This window comes from Psychrobacter sp. 1U2, assembly GCF_051847575.1.
This window is the reverse complement of the sequence record NZ_JBPYDC010000636.1, coordinates 1-927: the sequence shown is the minus strand read 5'-3', so window position 1 is coordinate 927 and position 927 is coordinate 1. Positions and strand designations below refer to the sequence as shown.

1 protein-coding gene and 2 pseudogenes are annotated in these 927 nt (G+C 44.6%); all 3 read right to left on the bottom strand.

What is annotated here, in order from left to right:
* Window positions 1–326, bottom strand: a pseudogene (locus ACS8FD_RS17765) (NADH-quinone oxidoreductase subunit L); the annotation flags it as partial.
* Window positions 327–330: 4 nt separating this feature from the next.
* Window positions 331–639, bottom strand: a complete 309-nt coding sequence (nuoK, locus tag ACS8FD_RS17760) for an NADH-quinone oxidoreductase subunit NuoK (protein WP_439261304.1) — start codon at window positions 637–639, stop codon at window positions 331–333.
* A gap of 98 nt (window positions 640–737) precedes the next feature.
* Window positions 738–927 (bottom strand): annotated as a pseudogene (locus tag ACS8FD_RS17755) (NADH-quinone oxidoreductase subunit J); the annotation flags it as partial.

The following is a 927-nucleotide window of genomic DNA, read 5'->3' as shown; positions in this document are numbered from 1 at the left end:
ATATACCAAGCGGCAAACAGATGGATTAAAAAGCCAATACCAGTAATAATCCCAGTCATGGTCAATGCTAAACCATCAAAGCTTAGAGCAAAGCTTGGCGCAAAGTCGCCAACTTGAAACCACGTCCATAGCGGTACTTGTATTACGGTACCTGCTGGATTGTCCATCAAAAAAGTATAACTGACAACCAAGGCACACAATGCAGATAACAGCATGCTCCCAACACCGACAAATGCAGCTGCTTGTTCAGTTAGCTTGTCACGCATAAAGGCTAATATTAAAAAGCCAATGAGCGGAAGTATAAAGGTTAATGGTAATAAACTCATGACATCATCCCTTCATCTCATTGGCGCTATCGACATCGAGATGTCCACGCTTATGGTAAAACTGTAGTAATATCGCTAAACCGATGGCTGCCTCAGCGGCGGCTAATGTCAATATAAAGATAAACATGATCTGTCCGTCTGGGTCGACCCAGCGGCTACCTGCCACTACAAATGCTAATGCCGCCGCATTCATCATAATCTCAAGACTCATTAGCATGAATAAAAAGTTACGACGTACCATGACACCGCATAGTCCAATAGCAAACAATACACCTGCCAAGATGAGTCCATGACTCATAGGTATCATACCCAGTACGCCCTGCGCCTCAGCAACTGGCTGCACGAAGCCTGCTACTTCATGGGCAAACGGGACGGTGGACACATCTTGTGCCACGCTCGCTGCTAATATCATCAGTCGGACTCCTTACGCGTGACTCGTTGCACACCTACATAGTCATGTGGATCTACTTCTTTGTATTCGTATGGTTCAGCTATTCTGACAGCTTCATTATCTGCATAACTGTCATTACTCTCATGTTCTATGATATTACCCACACTTGGATGAAAGTTTTGGCTATCGTTACCAGTGATCTCATCATCT